Annotated in this window: 15 protein-coding genes; 8 read left to right on the top strand and 7 right to left on the bottom strand. The window is 61.0% G+C overall.

Features of this window, described 5'->3' with window-relative positions; all coding sequences use genetic code 11:
- Positions 1-7 precede the first annotated feature (7 nt).
- Positions 8-1,915, top strand: coding sequence for a hybrid sensor histidine kinase/response regulator (locus tag PSUM_RS05360; protein WP_033043597.1), 1,908 nt, complete (start codon positions 8-10; stop codon positions 1,913-1,915).
- A gap of 147 nt (positions 1,916-2,062) precedes the next feature.
- On the opposite strand, the gene PSUM_RS05350 is transcribed toward PSUM_RS05360, so the two are convergent.
- The 3 genes from PSUM_RS05350 to PSUM_RS05340 form a co-directional block, all read right to left on the bottom strand.
- Entirely contained in the window at positions 2,063-2,539 is a 477-nt protein-coding gene (locus PSUM_RS05350; RefSeq protein ID WP_020800112.1) for a PA2171 family ribosome-binding persister protein, read from the bottom strand.
- A gap of 205 nt (positions 2,540-2,744) precedes the next feature.
- Complete coding sequence (locus tag PSUM_RS05345) at positions 2,745-4,094, bottom strand: cation:proton antiporter (RefSeq protein ID WP_083349148.1); 1,350 nt, start codon at positions 4,092-4,094, stop codon at positions 2,745-2,747.
- Positions 4,095-4,221: 127 nt separating this feature from the next.
- Entirely contained in the window at positions 4,222-5,079 is an 858-nt protein-coding gene (locus PSUM_RS05340) for an SDR family oxidoreductase (RefSeq protein WP_033044554.1), read from the bottom strand.
- Between the two features lie 1,602 nt (positions 5,080-6,681).
- On the opposite strand from PSUM_RS05340, the gene PSUM_RS05325 reads away from it, so the two are divergent.
- From PSUM_RS05325 to PSUM_RS05300, 6 genes are all read left to right on the top strand, one after another.
- The gene (locus tag PSUM_RS05325) at positions 6,682-7,698 is read left to right on the top strand and encodes an AraC family transcriptional regulator (protein ID WP_083349146.1); all 1,017 of its coding nucleotides are present in this window, start codon (positions 6,682-6,684) and stop codon (positions 7,696-7,698) included.
- Positions 7,699-7,944: 246 nt separating this feature from the next.
- A complete protein-coding gene (locus PSUM_RS05320) occupies positions 7,945-9,609 on the top strand; it encodes an AMP-binding protein (protein ID WP_083349145.1) in 1,665 nt (554 codons plus the stop codon).
- Between the two features lie 16 nt (positions 9,610-9,625).
- Positions 9,626-10,387, top strand: a complete 762-nt coding sequence (locus PSUM_RS05315) for an SDR family NAD(P)-dependent oxidoreductase (RefSeq protein ID WP_020800546.1) — start codon at positions 9,626-9,628, stop codon at positions 10,385-10,387.
- A gap of 12 nt (positions 10,388-10,399) precedes the next feature.
- A complete protein-coding gene (locus PSUM_RS05310) occupies positions 10,400-11,593 on the top strand; it encodes an acetyl-CoA C-acyltransferase (protein ID WP_083349144.1) in 1,194 nt (397 codons plus the stop codon).
- Between the two features lie 133 nt (positions 11,594-11,726).
- A complete protein-coding gene (locus PSUM_RS05305) occupies positions 11,727-12,854 on the top strand; it encodes an acyl-CoA dehydrogenase (RefSeq protein WP_033044721.1) in 1,128 nt (375 codons plus the stop codon).
- A gap of 140 nt (positions 12,855-12,994) precedes the next feature.
- Positions 12,995-13,768, top strand: a complete 774-nt coding sequence (locus PSUM_RS05300; protein ID WP_083349143.1) for an enoyl-CoA hydratase — start codon at positions 12,995-12,997, stop codon at positions 13,766-13,768.
- 105 nt (positions 13,769-13,873) lie between these two features.
- On the opposite strand, the gene PSUM_RS05295 is transcribed toward PSUM_RS05300, so the two are convergent.
- The 3 genes from PSUM_RS05295 to PSUM_RS05285 form a co-directional block, all read right to left on the bottom strand.
- Positions 13,874-15,025 (bottom strand): acyl-CoA dehydrogenase family protein, encoded by a 1,152-nt coding sequence (locus PSUM_RS05295; protein WP_033042308.1) that lies wholly within the window; start codon positions 15,023-15,025, stop codon positions 13,874-13,876.
- A 3-nt stretch (positions 15,026-15,028) separates the two neighbouring features.
- Entirely contained in the window at positions 15,029-16,135 is a 1,107-nt protein-coding gene (locus PSUM_RS05290) for an enoyl-CoA hydratase/isomerase family protein (protein ID WP_033042293.1), read from the bottom strand.
- A gap of 147 nt (positions 16,136-16,282) precedes the next feature.
- Entirely contained in the window at positions 16,283-16,990 is a 708-nt protein-coding gene (locus tag PSUM_RS05285) for an HPP family protein (RefSeq protein WP_033042314.1), read from the bottom strand.
- On the opposite strand from PSUM_RS05285, the gene PSUM_RS31705 reads away from it, so the two are divergent.
- Positions 16,989-17,132, top strand: coding sequence for a hypothetical protein (locus PSUM_RS31705; protein ID WP_155943756.1), 144 nt, complete (start codon positions 16,989-16,991; stop codon positions 17,130-17,132). The genes PSUM_RS05285 and PSUM_RS31705 overlap by 2 nt on opposite strands.
- 209 nt (positions 17,133-17,341) lie before the next feature.
- Here the strand turns inward: PSUM_RS31705 and PSUM_RS05280 are convergent, their stop codons facing one another.
- Positions 17,342-18,721: a UDP-glucose dehydrogenase family protein gene (locus PSUM_RS05280; RefSeq protein ID WP_083349142.1), complete on the bottom strand. Its 1,380-nt coding sequence runs from the start codon at positions 18,719-18,721 to the stop codon at positions 17,342-17,344.
- Positions 18,722-18,872: the final 151 nt, after the last annotated feature.

The following is an 18,872-nucleotide window of genomic DNA, read 5'->3' as shown; positions in this document are numbered from 1 at the left end:
GGGATCAATGAGCGAAGATCGAATCCAGGCCAGGGTCATTGAGGACAGGCGCTTGCGCCTGCTGATCGATGCGGTGGTTGACTACGCGATCTACATGATTGACCCCGATGGCATCATTACCAGCTGGAACGCAGGGGCCCGGCGGTTCAAGGGCTATGAGGAAGCCGAGATTCTCGGCCAGCATTTTTCGCGCTTCTACACCGATGAAGATCGTCGTGCCGGCTTGCCTCAGCGGGCGCTGGACACGGCCATTCGCGAGGGCCGATTCGAAGGTGAAGGCTGGCGTGTGCGCAAGGACGGCACGCATTTCTGGTCCCACGTGGTGATCGATCCGATTTACGACCCGTCGGGCACGCTGCTGGGATTTGCCAAGATTACCCGTGACCTGACCGACCGCAAGATGGCCGAAGAGACCCTCAAGCAAAGCGAGCAACAGTTTCGCTTACTGGTGCAAAGCGTCACGGACTACGCCATCTACATGCTGGCCCCGGATGGTCGCGTGACCAACTGGAACCTGGGAGCCCAACGGATCAAGGGCTATTTGCCCGAAGAAGTTATTGGCCAGCACTTTTCGATGTTCTACACCCCTGAAGACAAGGCGAGCGGCTTACCCGGCCGGGCATTGGAGATTGCCACGCGTGAGGGGCGCTTCGAGAACAAGGGATGGCGAGTGCGCAAGGACGGCACAAGGTTCCTGGCTCACGTCGTGGTTGACCCGATCTGGGGAGACACCGGTACGTTGCTAGGCTTTGCCAAGATCACCCGCGACATCACCGAAGCGACCCAGGCGCAGCAGGCACTTGAACAAACCCGCGAAGCGCTGTTCCAGGCGCAAAAGATGCAAGCCATCGGCCAGCTTAGTGGGGGGATTGCCCACGACTTCAATAATCTGCTCACAGTCATTCTTGGCAATCTGGAAATCGTGCGCAAACGCCTGGCGGACGACCCGAAAATCGTCCGGTTGCTCGACAACGCCACCCAGGGTGCATTGCGCGGCGTGTCCTTGACCCAGCGCATGCTGGCTTTTGCCAGGAAGCAAGAGCTCAAATCCGAACCTGTGGAACTTCCCGCCCTGGTGCAGGGCATCAGCGGACTGCTGCGCAGTTCCCTGGGACCGTCGGTGGCACTGGAAACCCGTTTTCCAGAGCGGATCGAGCCGGTCCTGGCCGATATCAACCAGCTCGAATTGGCGATGCTGAACCTGGCCACCAACGCCCGCGATGCTATGCCCGACGGCGGAAAAATCGTCATCAGCGCCCGCGTTGAAACTATCTCTGATCCGTTACGGGCGGGGCGTTATGTGTGCCTGAGCATCACCGACACCGGCGACGGGATGGATGAAGCAACGCTGGCCTCGGCAATGGATCCGTTCTTCACCACCAAAGGGCTGGGCAAGGGGACTGGACTGGGGCTGTCGATGGTCCATGGCTTCATCGAACAACTGGGCGGTCGATTCATTCTCAAGAGTCAGAAAAACCAGGGCACGACTGCAGAACTGTGGTTGCCCGTGGCCTCGGAAGACTCGATAGCGGCCCCCCTTGCCGAGGAGCCGGCAACGCCGGAAGTCCCTCGCTTGTGCATCCTGGTGGTGGACGACGACAGCCTGGTGTTGACCAGCACTTGCCTGTTGCTGGAAGACCTCGGTCACCAGGTGATCACCGCAACGTCGGGCGCTCAGGGACTGGAGGTGTTCGAAAACAATATGGGCATCGATCTCGTCATTACCGATATGGCGATGCCTCAGATGAGTGGCGCGCAATTGGCGCAAGCCATCCGCGAGCGCAACCCCGACATGCCGATCATCCTGGCCACTGGATATGCCGAGCGCCTGGAAGGGTTTGCAGCCAGGTTGCCGCGCTTGTCCAAGCCGTTTACCCAGTTGAACCTGGTGGAAATTATCGCCTCAGCCATGTAGGAGCGAGCATGTCGAATCGTCGCACCGTCGCGATGGTCGTCAACGATGACGCTGGTCACCTGACACCCCTCGGAGCTCTCAAGTTCATCGCGTGCATGCTCGCTCCTACAGGTTTTTCACTCGCCGTCGTTATTGTGCACCTGGATCTCAGGCCGCCATATGCGAGGCGTCGAGTTCCTTTTTCAGGCGGGCCTTGAGGGTCTCCATTTTTGCCCCCAGTTCATCCAGCGTCGCTTTACCCAGCAGCTTCCTGGCTTGGGGAAACATCGTGGTCTCTTCCTCTTCAATGTGGTGTTCGAGCAGTTCCTTGACCACCTTGACGCGACCGGCGAACTCGGGCGTGGATGGGTCGGTGACTTTCAGGTCCGGCAGCACCAGGGAATCCACCGTACGGTGTTCTTCCTTGGCTTCGTAATACATGATGTCCTGCTCCTTGCCACCGGCTTCCTTGTACGCCGGGTACAGGACGTCTTCTTCAAGACGGGTATGAATCGAAATTTCCATTTCCAGCTTTGCAAGCAGATCGGCGCGTTTTTTCAGGCCGCGCTCGGTGGACTCACTCAGTTGGCTGAGGATGCCTTTTACGCGTTCATGGTCGGCTTTCAACAGGTCTATGGCATTCATGGTCGGGTTTCTCCAGATTGAGGGCAGCTCGCACGGTTAATTCCGCAGGACACTCATCGTTGTGGAGCATTTGTCGTGCCGCTTTTTGATGTCTCAGGTAAACGCCTGAAATTCAATGGGTTACAAGCGCTAATGGCCATTAGGGGTCATGCAGGCTGCATGAAGCCGGGATTTGGCTCATGCACTTCGCCACAGCCGTGAGCGATCAAGCAGATGGGGGCTTTTGCCGCTCATAGTGGGCGAGAAGCGGCTGGGTGCTGATGCCGTGAATCAGAATGCTCAGTGCGACCACCGAGAGCGTGAGGTCGGTGCACAAGGTGGCCATCGTCGGTGCGAGGTTGTGATTCAAGGCGTAGAACAGGTAGTAAAAACTACCGATGCCGCGAATCCCGAACCAGCCGATCAACAGCCGTTGCTTGCCGTCAAGCAACGTTCCCCAAGGCACCAGCGCGACAATCAGCGGCCGGATCACGCAGAACAGTACCAACGCAACCGCCAGCGCGCGCCAGTCCCAGTGACCCACCAGCACGACCCCGAGCAACGTCACCAGGAACACCTCCATGGCCCGTTCGACCAGGCTGCCAAAGGACAGCATGTCGCCGATCATGATCCCGGCCGCCACCTGCGCTTCCTCCAGGTTCGCCACATCGCCATGCACGGCGGCATCGGGCTCGACGTTCTGATGACCGACCACCGGCTGCACCAGATGCTCGGCGGGCGTCTGGGAGTGCCCCATCGACTTGACCTCGGCCCGACGCAACCCCAGGCCCGCCGCGAACACCGACAGGAAACCGTAGCCATGGACCGACTCTGCCGCGACGTACGCCAGGGCGATAAGGGCAAAGGTCAGGTAGTCGTTGGGGGACAGAGTGCTGTCTGCATTTCTGATGCGCATGGACAATGTGAGGCGCCCGATCACGCGCCCCATGCAATAGCCGACCAGCAAGCCCGCAGGCACCGCCCATAGCAGGCGCTTGAGCGCCCAGTCATCGAGCCAGGCGGTGGATGCGCCGCTGCCTTGCTCGATAAACAGCAAGCCCAGGATCACGAAGGGAAATGCAATGCCATCGTTGAGGCCGGCCTCACCGGACAGGCCGAAGCGCACCGCGTCGACGTCCTTGGCATCGTTGACCTGTACCAGCGAGGCCAGTACCGGGTCGGTGGGCGCCAGGATCGCGCCGATCAGCAGCGACGGTCCCCATGGCAAGGCGAAGGCATAATGCAGCAACAGGCAAACACCGATAATGGTCAGGACCATGACTGGCCCGGCCAGCCCGAAAGCTACACGCCACCTTCGGTCCCTCAGGGGCAGGCGCAGCTTGAGGCCACAGACGAACAACGAAAAGAGCACCGCGACTTCCGTCAGGTGCTCCATCCAGAACGCCGCGTCCTTGATGTCCAGCCTCAGCCAGCCCAGCCCCGCCGGCCCGATGACCACCCCCAACGCCAGGCACACGGCCGAGGTGGTCACCGGCATCCAGCGCAGATAGGACGAGGTCAGTGCCAGCGTCAGCAGCACGGCACCCAGCACCGCAACCCAGGCAATGAAACTCATGGCCCGTGTTTGACGAAAGGTGCGGACATGACGACCTCCAGATATGGAAAGGCCCGTCACCCAGGGCCCGTGAACTGTTGAGCATTGAAACAGTGGCCCGGTTCCATTTTTCAGGGGCATCGCGTTATCACAGGATCGGCTTGCCCCCGGTCACCCCAAAACGCTGGCCGGTGATGTAGCTGCCTTCGTCCGAGGCCAGTAGCACATAGATCGGCGCCACTTCCACCGGCTGGCCCGGACGGCCAAGCGGGGTGTTGGCGCCGAAGTTCTGTACCGTTTCCTCTGGCATGGTCGAGACGATCAGCGGCGTCCAGATCGGTCCCGGCGCCACGCTGTTGACCCGGATATTCTTCGGTCCGAGCATTTGCGCCAGGCCGGCGGTGAAGTTGGCGATCGCGCCCTTGGTCGTGGCATACGCCAGCAGGGTGGGGTTGGGCATGTCGGAGTTGACCGAGCTGGTGTTGATAATCGAACTGCCGGGCTGCATGTGCTTGAGGGCCGCCTGGCAGATCCTGAAAATGGCGGTGATGTTGACGTCGAAGGTCATCACCCATTCTTCGTCAGGAATGTCCTCTAGGTTTTCGTGGGTCATCTGGAACGCCGCGTTGTTGACCAGGATGTCGATGCGGCCGAAGCGCTCGACCGTTTTCTCCACCAATGCCCGGCAATGCACCTTGTGCGCCAGGTCGCCGGGCAGCAGCAGGCATTGGCGGCCAGCCTGTTCAACCCAGCGCGCGGTTTCCTGCGCATCTTCCTGCTCATCAAGATACGCCACGGCCACGTCGGCACCTTCACGGGCGAAGGCAATGGCTACCGCGCGGCCTATGCCGCTATCGCCCCCGGTAATCAGGGCAATCTTGCCGGTCAGTCGACCCGAACCCTTGTAGCTCTGCTCGCCGCAATCGGGGTACGGGTCCATTTTGCGTTGGGAGCCGGGGACGGGTTGGTGTTGTTTGGGGAAGGGTGGTTTTGGGTAGTCGTTCATCATTGATCTCCGGGTTAAAGGTTGGGCGGTCAAAGGGTTGACCTTGGCCTTTTGGGTGGAGTTCGGTTGGATGAAGAACCATTGGAATCGTTGTTTGTTGATAGAGTACTTATTCGTTGCTGCGGTAACGGCCGCTTAGGGTTTCGCTTTTACTGTAGGAGCCAGGCTTGCCGGCGAAGGCGTCCTGGCGGCCAATGGGGGGGGGGACTGAGTACATATCCATTCCTGCGGTAACGGCCACTTAGGGTTTCGCTTTTACAGCGAGTCACTTGGAAGAGCCCCAAGTAACCAAGGGCTCTTGCCCCTGGCGTTCGGTGCCTCGCTAATGCTCGGCATGCCCTCGCTCCGGTCCTGCTCCGTGGGTCGCCGCGATGGGCCATCCCTGGCCCAGCGCGGCTAAACCGGCATCCATGCCGGTTTACCCACTGCGCAGAACCTCCACTCGGCCTCTCGATGGGGCAAGAAAATCAAAAGCCAAAGCGACAGCGAGGCGGCCTGACAGCCGACCTGATTTCGCGGATGTACTCATCCCTCTGTAGGAGCGAGCATGCTCGCGATGAACCTGAGAGCGCCGCGGGCTGACAGGTGCCCAGCGTCATCGTTAATGACCATCGTCGGAACGCCGCCCGGAGCATGCTCGCTCCTACAGGGGATCCAGGTGCATCCGTCAAAGTCAGGTCGGCTTTAAGGCCGCCTCGCCTTGCTGTTGATCGCGGGCGCCCCGTTAACCACTATGGCCGAACGCAGGCATTGCGCAGTGGGTAAACCGGCAGGACGCCGGTTTAGCCGCGCTGGGCCAGGGATGGCCCAGCGCGGCGACCCACGGAGCAATGCCGGAGAGAGGGCATGCCGAGCCTAAGCGAGGCACCGAGTGGTGGGGCAAAAGCCTATTGCTTCCTTTTTGGCGTTTGAAAAAGGGAGTCGCCGTAAGGGCGAAACCCTAAGTGGCCGTTACCGCAGGAATGGATATGTACTCCGACAACCGATTTCACATAGGGCTTCCTGTGACGCCCCGCATCACCGTTGCGCACGGCTCAATTAATGCGTCGTCAGCGGAACGCGGAGCGTCCCTGGCGGCATTCCCACGCAGAGCGTGGGAACGATCAAAGCACAGGCATCACCAAAAGCAGGTCGGCTTTCAGGCCGCCTCGCTTTGCTTTTGATCGCGGGCGCCCCGTTAACCACGATGGCCGAACGCAGGCATTGCGCAGTGGGTAAACCGGCAGGACGCCGGTTTAGCCGCGCTGGGCCAGGGACGGCCCATCGCGGCGACCCACGGAGCAATGCCTTCGTTCTGGCATGCCGAGCCCTAGCGAGGCACCGAGTGGTGGGGCACAGCCTTTTGCTTCCTTTTTGGCGTTTGAAAAAGGGAGTCGCTGTAAAAGCGAAACCATAAGCGGCCGTTACCGCAGGAATGGATATGTACGCAGTCAACAAAAGATAAGCGGCCGTTACCGCAGGAACGGATATGTACGCAGTCAACAAAAGATAGGCTACCAGCCACCTTCACCGATAAGCCACCTGCTACAGGGATCTGCGCCAGGCAGGCGGCTGCGTTAATATGCCCACCTCCTCGAACCAGAACAGGGCTCGCCTCGCGTAATGTCGGAAAAAGACACCATTTCCATTCAGTTGGTGCGTGAAGCGCTGCTGCAAAGTTGCGAGCCGGGCGCAGCCACCGATGAGGTATTGCACAAGGTCGGCATTGATCCGGCATTGCTCGCCAGCAGCGACGCCCGTGTTGCGGCCAGCGCTTATGCGCGCTTGTGGCGCTTGCTGGCGCGGCGTGGGGATGACGAGTTTTTCGGCATGGACCCGCGCAAGCTCAAATCCGGCAGCCTGGAGTTCCTCTGTCGCTGCGCCATGGTCCAGCCCAGCCTGGCCGCCGGGCTCACCACGGGTTTGAGTTTCCTTTCGTTGATGCTTGAGCGCATGCCTGCCGAGCTGGTTCATCAGCAAAGCCTGGCGGAAATCGTGTTGCTCGAGGACGACCATGAACCGCGTCGGGCCTTCACTTACTTTACCTATTGGATGATCGTGCACGGCGTGGCCTGTTGGCTGGCCGGACGCCGAATTCCGATCCTGGCGATCGAGCTGCGCTGTGCGCAGCCGGATTTCTGCCATGACTATCAGGTGATGTTCTCCGAGAACCTGCGTTTCGACCGACCACGTACACGGATGATCTTTTCCGCTGACTGCCTGGGCCTGCCGATCAAGCGCAGCCTTGAGGAGCTGCGGCGCTTCCTGGCCCATGCGCCGGCCAACATCCTGGTCAAGTACCGCGACCCGCAAAGCCTGGCCAGCCGGATCAAGCAGGACCTGCGGCAACTACCCGCCGAGCAGTGGCCGGAGACCGAAACCCTGGCGCAACGCCTGTGCATGTCGGCCTCGACCCTGCGCCGTCGCCTTGCCGAGGAAGGCCAGACGTATCAGGGGCTCAAGGACAGCGTGCGCAAGGAACTGGCCATCGCCTGGCTGGCGGAACCAGCCATCAGCTTCGCCGACATCGCCGCCCGGCTGGGGTTTGCCGATACAAGTTCGTTCTACAAGGCATTTCGCAAATGGTCGGGGTCCAACCCCGGGCATTACCGCAGTTTGATTCTCAACGAATCTCCCTAACCCCCCTGTAGGAGCTGCCGCAGGCTGCGATCTTTTGATCCTGATCTTTTCGGGGCCGCTGAAAAACAGATCAAAAGATCGCAGCCTGCGGCAGCTCCTACAGGGATCGCGTTCCCAGGTTGGTTTTTGGCCAAACCAGTCAAGCAACTTGATAACTTTGACCATTGCCCCACACCCCGCCTGGAGCGAGTATTTCCCTGTTGGTTACGGTTCCCCCACCTAACAAAAAATACAGGGACTCTGGCAATGCGCGATTACTTGTCTGCTGTTTCACAGTTCAACTACCAGCACACCGTCGATGCCGCACTCGCAGGCAATCTGACCGCTCTCAACGCCTGTATCGAATGTTGCGACCGGCATGCGCTCCCTGGGCGTATCGCGTTGTTCTGGGAGGGACGTGACGGCACCAGCGCGACCTACACTTTCACCGACCTGCAGGACAAAGCCGCGCGTTTCGCCAACTTCCTGCTGGCCCAAGGCGTGAAGAAAGGCGACAAAGTCGCCGGGCTCCTGCCACGCAATATCGAATTGCTGATCACCGTGTTTGCCACCTGGCGCATCGGCGCGGTGTATCAACCGTTGTTCACCGCTTTCGGCCCCAAGGCCATCGAGCATCGCCTGGGTAGTTCCGGAGCCAAAGTAGTGGTGACCGACGCGGTCAATCGCTCGAAACTCGCGGAAATCGCCGACTGCCCAACCATCGTCACCGTCGCAGGTGCCAAAGGGCAGGGCATTGTCCGTGGTGACTACAGCTTCTGGGCCGAACTGGCCAACTACGGCAATGATTGCGAACCGGTGCTGCTGACCGGCGAAGACCCGTTCCTGCTGATGTTTACCTCGGGCACCACTGGCCCTTCAAAAGCGCTGTCGGTGCCGCTCAAGGCCATCGCCGCCTTCAAGGGCTACACCCTTGACGCAGTGGATCTGCGCCCCGAAGACGCCTTCTGGAACCTGGCCGACCCGGGCTGGGCCTATGGCATCTATTTCGGCGTGACAGGTCCGCTGTCCATGGGGCATCCGATTACTTTCTACGATGGTCCGTTCACCCTGGAAAGCACCTGCCGGGTGATCAACAAGTACGGGATCACCAACCTCACCGGCTCACCGACGGCTTATCGCCTGTTGATCGCCGGTGGCGAGGAATTCGCCAGGTCGATCAAGGGCAAGCTGCGCATTGTCAGCAGCGCCGGCGAGCCGCTGAACCCGGAAGTGATCCGTTGGTTCGCCGATAACCTGGACGTGGTCATCCATGACCATTACGGCCAGACCGAACTGGGCATGGTGCTGTGTAACCACCATGGCCTGGAGCACCCGATCCATATGGGCGCCGCCGGTTTTGCCTCGCCCGGCCACCGCATCGTGGTGCTGGACGATGCCTACCGGGAACTGGGCGTCGGCCAGCCGGGGATTCTCGCCATCGACCGTACCCAATCGCCGATGTGCTGGTTCGCTGGCTACGAAGGCGCGCCGACCAAGGCCTTCGTCGGCAATTACTACTTGAGCGGCGACACGGTCGAGTGGAACCCGGACGGCAGCATCAGCTTCGTCGGCCGTAGCGACGACGTGATCACCACCTCCGGCTACCGCGTCGGCCCGTTCGATGTGGAAAGCGCATTGATCGAGCACCCGGCGGTGGTGGAAGCCGCAGTGGTCGGCAAGCCCGATCCGGAGCGCACCGAGCTGGTCAAGGCCTTCGTCGTGATCTGCTCGCAATACCGCGCAACCCCGGAGCTGGCCGAAGAGTTGCGCCAATACGTGCGCAAGCGCCTGGCGGCGCACTCGTATCCCCGCGAAATCGAATTTGTCAGCGAGTTGCCGAAAACCCCAAGCGGCAAATTGCAGCGCTTTATCTTGCGCAACCAGGAAGTCGCCAAGGCTCAAGAGGCCGCGGCGAAGAACGTTCCAGCTTGAATCCAAGGAAACAATCATGCAGATCGAAAACAAGGTTTTTCTCGTCACCGGCGGTGCTTCCGGCCTTGGTGCGGCCACCGCTGAAATGCTGGTCGCGGCCGGCGCCAAGGTGATGCTGGTGGACATGAATGCCGAGGCTGTCGCGGCGCAGGCCCAGCGCCTGGGCGCGCAAAGCGTGGTGGCGGACATCAGCAGCGAAGCAGCGGCCGAGGCCGCGGTGCAGGCAACGGTCAAGGCCTTCGGTGGCCTCAATGGCCTGGTCAACTGTGCCGGCATCGTGCGTGGCGAAAAGATCCTGGGCAAGAACGGTCCGCATGCGCTGGCAAGCTTCAGCCAGGTGATCAACGTCAACCTGATCGGCAGCTTCAACATGTTGCGCCTGGCCTCGGCGGCGATTGCCGAAACCGAAGCGGACGCCGATGGCGAGCGCGGCGTGATCATCAACACCGCCTCTGCGGCGGCTTACGACGGCCAGATCGGCCAGGCGGCGTACTCGGCGTCCAAGGGGGCGATCGTCAGCCTGACCTTGCCGGCCGCCCGTGAACTGGCGCGCTTCGGTATCCGCGTGATGACCATCGCCCCGGGCATTTTCGAAACGCCGATGATGGCCGGCATGACCCAGGAAGTGCGCGACTCCCTGGCTGCCGGCGTGCCGTTTCCACCGCGCCTGGGCAAACCCGCCGAGTACGCTTCGCTGGTCCGGCATATCATTGAAAACAGCATGCTCAATGGCGAGGTGATCCGTCTCGACGGTGCCTTGCGCATGGCGGCCAAATAAGGAGGATTTGTCATGACTATTGCCAACGATCCAATTGTTATCGTCAGCGCCGTGCGCACCCCGATGGGCGGCTTCCAGGGCGAACTGAAAAGCCTCACGGCGCCGCAACTCGGTGCCGCCGCCATCAAGGCCGCGGTGGAACGTGCTGGCGTTGCCAGCGATGCCGTCGACGAAGTGCTGTTCGGCTGCGTATTGCCTGCCGGCCAGGGCCAGGCGCCTGCGCGTCAGGCGGCACTGGGCGCCGGCCTGGATAAATCGACCCGTTGCACCACCCTCAACAAGATGTGCGGCTCGGGCATGGAAGCGGCCATCCTGGCCCATGACATGCTGGTGGCCGGCAGCGCCGAGGTGGTAGTCGCCGGTGGCATGGAAAGCATGTCCAACGCGCCGTACCTGTTGGACCGTGCACGCAGTGGCTATCGCATGGGGCATGGGCGGGTGCTGGATTCAATGTTCCTCGACGGCCTGGAAGACGCCTACGACAAGGGACGCCTGATGGGAACCTTCGCCGAAGACTGCGCCGAAACCAATGGTTTCAGCCGCGAAGCCCAGGATGCGTTTGCGGTGGCCTCGACCACCCGCGCCCAGCAGGCCATCAAGGATGGCAGCTTCAAGGACGAGATCGTGCCGTTGACCGTCACCGTCGGCAAGGAACAGGTGACGATCAGCAACGACGAGCAGCCACCGAAAGCCCGACTGGACAAGATTGCCTCGCTGAAACCGGCGTTTCGCGATGGCGGTACCGTGACGGCGGCCAACTCCAGCTCCATCTCCGACGGCGCGGCGGCACTGGTGCTGATGCGCCGTTCCGAAGCCGGCAAGCGTGGCCTCAAGCCACTGGCGGTGATCCACGGTCATGCGGCATTCGCCGATACGCCGAGCCTGTTCCCGGTTGCACCGGTGGGCGCGATCGAGAAATTGATGAAGAAAACCGGTTGGTCGCTGGACGACGTCGATCTGGTGGAAGTCAACGAAGCCTTCGCCGTGGTCAGCCTGGTGACCATGACCAAGCTGGAAATCCCTCACGAAAAACTCAACGTGCACGGCGGCGCCTGCGCCCTCGGCCACCCCATTGGCGCCTCTGGCGCACGGATCCTGGTGACCTTGCTCTCGGCCCTGCGCCAGAAAGGCCTGAAGCGCGGCGTTGCAGCGATTTGCATCGGTGGCGGCGAAGCGACGGCCATGGCCGTGGAATGCCTCTACTAACACGACCCCTGTAGGAGCTGCCGCAGGCTGCGATCTTTTGATCTTGATCTTTAAAAGCAACATCAAAAGATCGCAGCCTCGTTTCACTCGTCAGCTCCTACACAGGGGGCGATTACCTTTTCAAGGAATGGTCATGATCCCCAATGACGAACAACAGCAAATACGCGACGCGGCCCGGGACTTTGCCCAGGAACGGCTGAAACCCTTCGCCGCCGAATGGGACCGTGAACACCGCTTTCCCAAGGAAGCCATCACCGAGATGGGCGAACTGGGCTTCTTCGGCATGCTGGTGCCGGAGCAGTGGGGCGGTTGCGATACCGGTTACCTGGCCTACGCCATGGCCCTGGAGGAAATCGCCGCGGGCGACGGTGCCTGCTCGACCATCATGAGCGTGCACAACTCGGTAGGTTGCGTGCCGATCCTCAACTACGGCAACGACGATCAGAAAGAGCGCTTCCTCAAACCCCTGGCCAGCGGCGCGATGCTCGGGGCTTTTGCCCTCACCGAACCCCAGGCCGGCTCCGACGCCAGCGGCCTGAAAACCCGCGCGCGCCTGGAAGGCGATCACTACGTGCTCAACGGCTGCAAACAGTTCATCACCTCCGGGCAGAACGCCGGGGTTGTAATCGTGTTCGCCGTGACCGACCCGTCGGCCGGCAAGCGCGGCATCACGGCGTTCATCGTGCCCACCGATTCGCCGGGCTACAAAGTCGCCCGGGTCGAGGACAAGCTCGGCCAGCATGCCTCGGACACCTGCCAGATTCTGTTCGAAGAGGTGAAAGTGCCAGTGGCCAATCGCCTGGGTGAAGAGGGCGAAGGCTACCGGATCGCCCTGGCCAACCTCGAAGGCGGGCGTGTCGGCATTGCCTCGCAATCGGTCGGCATGGCCCGCGCCGCGTTCGAAGCGGCCCGCGACTATGCCCGTGAGCGCGAGAGCTTCGGCAAGCCAATCATCGAACACCAGGCCGTGGCCTTCCGCCTGGCGGACATGGCGACCCAGATCGCCGTGGCGCGGCAGATGGTGCATTACGCGGCGGCGCTGCGCGACAGCGGCAAGCCGGCGTTGGTGGAAGCGTCGATGGCCAAGCTGTTCGCATCCGAAATGGCCGAGAAGGTATGCTCGTCGGCGCTGCAAACATTGGGTGGCTATGGCTACTTGAACGACTTCCCGCTGGAGCGGATCTACCGCGACGTGCGGGTCTGCCAGATCTATGAAGGCACCAGCGATATTCAACGCATGGTCATTTCACGCAATCTTTGAAAAGGAACCCCTGTAGGAGCGAACATGCTCGCGATGGTGGTCAACGATGACGCTGGGTGCCTGATACCCCACAGCGTTCTCTGGTTCATCGCGAGCATGCTCGCTCCCACAGGGACCGAGTGCTTAACAGGAGTCAATTAATGAACTACGAAACGATTTTGCTGGAAACCCATGGCCGGGTCGGCCTGATTACCCTCAACCGCCCGCAGGCGCTGAACGCGTTGAACGCGCAGATCGTCAGCGAACTGAACCAGGCCCTCGACGGCTTAGAGGCCGACTCGAACATCGGTTGCATCGTCCTGACCGGTTCGAAAAAGGCCTTTGCCGCCGGTGCTGACATCAAGGAAATGGCCGAGCTGACCTATCCGCAGATCTATATCGACGACCTGTTCAGCGACAGCGACCGCGTGGCCAACCGTCGCAAGCCGATCATCGCCGCCGTCAACGGCTTCGCCCTGGGCGGCGGCTGTGAGCTGGCACTGATGTGCGATTTCATCCTGGCCGGCGATAACGCCAAATTCGGCCAGCCGGAAATCAACCTTGGCGTATTGCCGGGCATGGGCGGCACCCAGCGCCTGACCCGTGCCGTGGGCAAGGCCAAGGCCATGGAGATGTGCTTGAGCGGGCGTTTGATCGATGCCGTGGAAGCGGAGCGTTGCGGCATCGTGGCGCGCATCGTGCCGAGCGATGAATTGCTGGATGAAGCGCTGAAAGTCGCGGCGTTGATTGCCAAGAAGTCGCTGCCGATTGCGATGATGGTCAAGGAAAGCGTGAACCGTGCCTTTGAAGTGAGCTTGTCCGAAGGCGTGCGCTTTGAACGTCGGGTGTTCCATGCGGCGTTTGCGACGCAGGATCAGAAGGAAGGGATGGCGGCGTTTATTGCCAAGCGTGAGGCCGAGTTCCAGGGCAAGTGATGTAATGGCCTGCGGGCCTCTTCGCGAGCAGGCTCGCTCCCACAGGGATCTCATTCACGCTGAGGTCCCATGTGGGAGCGAGCCTGCTCGCGAAGCTCTCAAGCTTTAAAGTGGGTAATTCTTCAATTCGCGGGCAATCACCATCCGCTGAATCTCGCTCGACCCTTCATAGATCTGCGTGATCCGCGCATCCCGGTAATACTTCTCGACCGGGTAATCTTCCAGATACCCATACCCGCCGTGAATCTGAATCGCTGACGAGCAGACTTTCTCGGCCATTTCCGAAGCAAACAGCTTGGCCTGCGAGGCCTCTGACAGGCATGGCTTGCCGGCCGTGCGCAGGCGTGCCGCGTGCAGGATCATCAGCCGCGCTGCGTTCAGTTGCATGTGCATGTCGGCCAGCAGGTTGGCGATACTCTGGTGTTCATTAATCGTTTTGCCGAACTGCACGCGCTCGCGGGAATAGGTCAGCGCCGCTTCGAATGCCGCGCGGGCAATGCCCAGCGCCTGGGCGGCGATGCCGATGCGGCCGCCTTCGAGGTTGGACAGGGCAATGGCCAGGCCCTTGCCGCGTTCACCCAGCAGATTGGCCTCGGCAATGGTGCAGTTGTCCAGAGTGACCGCACAGGTATCGGAGGCACGGATGCCCATTTTGTGTTCGGTGCGATCGACGATAAAGCCAGGGGTATCGGTCGGTACCAGGAACGCCGAAATGCCGCGCTTGCCAAGCTCCGGGTCGGTCACGGCAAACACGATGGCCAACTTGGCCCGTTTGCCGTTGCTGACAAACTGCTTGGCGCCGTTGAGCACCCACTGGCCATCGCGCAATTCGGCGCGGGTGCGCAGGTTGTGCGCCTCGGAACCGGCTTGGGGTTCGGTCAGGCAGAAGCACCCAATGACCTGGCCGCTGGCAAGATCGGCCAGCCAGGTTTGTTTCTGCTCTTCGCTGCCATAGTTGAGCACCGGCCCGCAGCCCACCGAGTTGTGGATGCTCATGAACGCGCCGGTGGCACCATCGCCAGCAGAGATTTCTTCCACCGCCAAGGCGTAGGCAACATAGTCGACATAGGTGCCGCCCCATTCCTCGGGCACCACCATGCCCAACAGGCCCAACTCACCCATCTTCGCCACCAGGGCATCGTCGATCCAGCCGGCTTTTTCCCAGGCCTGGGCGTGGGGCGCGATTTCGCCCCGGGCAAAGTCCCGGGCCATGTCGCGGATCATGACTTGTTCTTCAGTCAATTCGAGGTCGTGCATGATTCAGCTCCCGCTCTCATCGAAACCGTTGAAGAAACTCGCTACATGTTCGGCGTCCAGCGCCTGGAGGGTGGGTGGGTTCCAGCGCGGATTCTTGTCTTTGTCGATCAGCAGGGCGCGCACGCCTTCGATCAGGTCGCCGCGCTCGAACCACTGGCGGTCCAGGTGCAGTTCAAGGGCGAAGCACTGTTCAAGGCTCAGGTGCCGGCCGCGCCGGAGCATTTCCAGGGTCACGCCCATCGCCAGGGGCGAGCGGGTCTGCAGCAGGTCGGCGGTGGTCGTCGCCCACTCATGGCTGTCGGCGACCGTTACCTCACGCATTTGCTCCACAATACTCGGCACATCGGGCAAGGCGAAGAAATGGTCGATAGCCGGGCGCAAGGCGGCCAGCGGCGCATCGGGCAACTGTTGCACCCCGAGCTTCGCCAGCAGGCCCTGAAGGTCCTTCAATGGCGTGTCGTGCCATTGCAGTTGATCGAGTCTGTCATCCAGCGTGGCCAGCTTGCTGCTGTCCAGATACCAATCGGCCAGACCGCAGTACAGCGCATCGGCCGCGCGGATCTGCACGCCGCTGACGCCCAGGTAAATCCCCAGTTCCCCGGGGATGCGCGGCAGGAAGTAACTGCCGCCGACGTCCGGGAAATAACCGATGCCGACTTCAGGCATCGCCAGTCGACTTTTCTCGGTGACCACCCGCAGGTCGGCGCCTTGCACCAGGCCCATGCCGCCGCCCAGCACGAAGCCGTCCATCAAGGCCAGCACCGGTTTGCGGTAATGATGAATCGCGAGGTCGAGGGCGTATTCCTCGACGAAGAAGTCTTGGTGCAGGGTGTCGCCGCTCTTGAAACTGTCGTAGAGCGAGCGAATGTCGCCACCGGCACAGAAGGCTTTTTCGCCGGCGCCACGCAGTACCACCGCATGCACCTGTTCATCCTGTGCCCAGGCGTCAAGCTGACGTTGCAGGTCGCGCACCATTTCCAGGGTAATGGCGTTGAGACCGGCGGGGCGGTTGAGGGTCAGGTGACCGATGTGGTTGCGGACCTCGGCCAGCACTTCATTTTGCGTGGCAACCATGGACGAAGTCCCTTTCGATAAAACCTCAGCAGTCATCACTAACTCCCTGCTTTTATTGTTCTTTATAGACAAGCTCGCGCGCGAGCGATGCAGGATCGTAACAGTGCAAATTTGCCTCGTACAACCGGAAAATGTGCAGGTGCTTTCTGCATTTTTGCAGAAGCAAACGAAAAACAGTCCGGTTCAGGCGCTACGGCTTAGCACCTCGCCAATACTGCGCCGCCTGGCCTGCAACTCAGTGGCATGGATCAGCTGTTCAAGGTCTTCAGGGGTAACGTCAATGAAGGCCTCCATCTGCGCCAGGGCCAGTTTCAGGTCCTGGGCGGTGATCGCCTGGCTGTCGACAGGAGGGTGGTCGGCGGGAACGACGGCCACCGGTTCGCTGGCGCGTTTTGGGTAGCGGATGCGCGTCAAGTTGTTGTAGGCCAAGGCGCTGAACAGCATGGTCGATGCGGCGAGCATCACCGGGCCCAGGGCTTTCCAGTCCATGGCAATGGTCGCGGGGTCCGCCAGCACCATCAGCAATGCCAGTGCCCCGGCCGGCGGGTGCAGGCAACGCAGCCAGCACATCAGGATCAGCGCCATGCCCGCCGCCAGACACGCGCTGCCCAGGGTCCGACCCAGCACGTGGGCCACCAGCAGCGCTACCACCGCGGCACTCAAATAGCCGCCGAGAATCGACCAGGGTTGCGCGAGCGCGCCGGACGACACGGCAAACAGCAAGACCGCCGAGGCACCCAGCGGACCGACCAAGTGCTGCGCCACTTGCATGCCGAATACCTGAGCGCACAGCCAGACGCTGAACATTGTTCCCAGCGCCATGCCGATGGCAGCGCGACTCCATTCCGAAGGGCGGGTGTTGATAGCGGCGGGCAACCAGCGAGCAAGCATGATGAACATCGTTCCATTAAAAACCGAGGAAAAAAAAGGGCTTGCCTGGGAAACCCGGAAAGCCCTTGAAGTTGTTCCAACTGTTGGGGGAGGAACGGCAACAGTGTGCCGCGCCTTTCCGATGCTGACAAATTCATATTAATGAAGCTTCAGTTCATAAATTCTGATGTATCGGGAATCGCATTTGATGTTCCGCCAGTTTGCGCTCCGCCTGGAGTTGCTCTGCTTGTGTCTGGCTAATGGCTGTTTCTTCGCACGTTTTCTGTAGGAGCGAGCATGCTCGCGATGGATTTCCCGGCGCCGCGGGGTATCAAGCAGCCAGCGTCATCGTTGGCGACCATCGCGACGGTGTTATGCGACCACTTGAGCCGCCGGCCATTGCTGATAGGGAATGGGCAACTTGCGCGACTCGCCGCGGCCCATCGGGAAGTACAGGAAACCATTGCGCGCCAGGCGCTCGGCATCGTACAGGTTGCGGCCATCGAAGATCACCGGTGCATTGAGGCGCTGGCGGATCAGATCAAAATCCGGTGCCTTGAATTGTTGCCATTCGGTGCAGATGATCAGCGCGTCCGCACCGTTGAGTACCGATTCCGGCGTGCCCATCAGCATCAGCCTGCTTTCATCGGGGTACAGTTGCTGGGTTTGCTGCATGGCTTCGGGGTCGAATGCGCGGACATTGGCGCCAGCGGCCCACAGCGACTCCAGCAATGGCCGGCTCGGTGCATCGCGCATGTCGTCGGTGTTGGGTTTGAATGCCAGGCCCCAGACGGCAAAGGTCTTACCGCGCAGATCGCCTTTGTAGAAGGCCTTGAGGCGCTCGAACAGCTTGTGTTTCTGGCGCTGGTTGATGGCTTCCACCGCTTGCAGCAGGTCGCTTGTGCAATTGGCCTCTTCGGCGCTGTGGATCAGGGCACGCATGTCCTTGGGGAAGCACGAGCCACCATAACCGCAGCCGGGGTAGATGAAGTGGTAGCCGATACGCGAATCGGCGCCGATGCCCAGGCGCACCGATTCGATATCGGCACCCAGGTGTTCGGCCAGTTCGGCGATCTGGTTAATGAAGCTGATCTTGGTCGCCAGCATGCAGTTGGCGGCGTATTTGGTCAGTTCGGCACTGCGCAGGTCCATGAACATGACGCGTTCATGGTTGCGGTTGAAGGGGGCGTACAGGTCACGCATCACCTCGCGCACGTCTTCGCGTTCGCAGCCAATGACGATACGGTCCGGGCGCCGGCAGTCGGACACGGCCGAGCCTTCCTTGAGAAATTCGGGATTTGACACGATATCGAACTGCAACAGGCGCCCGACCTTGATCAGGCACTTGTCGATATGCGCCCGCAACGCATCGCCAGTTCCCACCGGCACAGTGGATTTTTCCACCAGGATCAGCGGTTGCTCACGGTGCCGCGCCACCGCCTCGCCGACCGCCATCACCTGACTCAGGTCTGCCGAACCATCGTCACGCGACGGCGTACCGACAGCAATAAACAGCACCTGGCCATGTTGCACCGCGAGTTTTTCATCGCTGGTGAATTGCAAACGACGGGTGTCCAGGCCTTCGCGTACCAGGCTGGCCAGCCCCGGTTCGAAAATGCTCACGTGGCCCTGTTGCAACAACTCGACTTTTTTCTCGTCGACGTCCATGCAGACCACGTCGTGGCCGACTTCAGCCAGGACGGCCGCTTGCACCAGGCCAACGTAGCCGCTACCCAAAACACTGATTCTCATGGCTTGCTCCTGCCCCGATCGAGTCCGATCAAGGTTTAGCATTGCCATGTTTCAGTTCGTCTATCGGTTCGTCGGCCAAAACGGTGTTTGCCGGCAGAGTGTTTGACTTTCAAGGCCACGACCGGCAGCGTAGCGGCCATCCCTGTCTTAC

The sequence above is a fragment of the Pseudomonas umsongensis genome (genome assembly GCF_002236105.1).
GTDB classification, from domain to species: Bacteria; Pseudomonadota; Gammaproteobacteria; order Pseudomonadales; family Pseudomonadaceae; genus Aquipseudomonas; species Aquipseudomonas umsongensis.
This window is presented reverse-complemented; position numbering and strand designations above follow the sequence as displayed.